The organism is Christiangramia aestuarii (assembly GCF_009735585.1).
Lineage (GTDB): Bacteria > Bacteroidota > Bacteroidia > Flavobacteriales > Flavobacteriaceae > Christiangramia > Christiangramia aestuarii.
In genome coordinates this window covers 1-367 of sequence record NZ_VJVW01000168.1, presented here as the reverse complement: position 1 = coordinate 367, position 367 = coordinate 1, and the positions used below count along the sequence as shown (strand labels likewise).

At 66.8% G+C, this 367-nt stretch carries 1 protein-coding gene and 1 pseudogene; one reads left to right on the top strand and one right to left on the bottom strand.

What is annotated here, in order from left to right:
- Positions 1-143: pseudogene (locus FLP08_RS17395) on the top strand (VOC family protein); the annotation flags it as partial.
- Between the two features lie 30 nt (positions 144-173).
- Here the strand turns inward: FLP08_RS17395 and FLP08_RS17390 are convergent.
- On the bottom strand, positions 174-367 hold a 194-nt coding region (locus FLP08_RS17390), incomplete at its 5' end, for a hypothetical protein (protein ID WP_156278187.1).

The window sequence follows — 367 nt, the reverse complement described above, 5'->3', positions numbered from 1 at the left end:
GCGGCACCCGCTTCGTGATCGAGCCCTACATCCGCTTCAAGGGCCAGGTCGGCGAGCAGGCCACGCTGTTTCTCTTCGACCCCTGCGGCAACGCGCTGGAGTTCAAGAGCTTCCGCGACATGGACCAGTTGTTCGCCAAGTGAGATTGCCGGCGCTCCGCCTGGAGGCTGCGCTTACTGCGCGCAGTCCGTGCAGAACTCCAGCGCCGCGCAGCTGGACTGCTCATCCGGCAGGATCGACGTCGCGCACTCTTTCTTGCGCACCACGCTCCCCAGCGGCGCCAGCTTGAACCGCTCCGGCGGCGGGCTGGCCGGCTTTGCGCTTGTCGTCCCGTCGAGGTCGGGCTTGAAGGCGTGTTCAAGGTCGC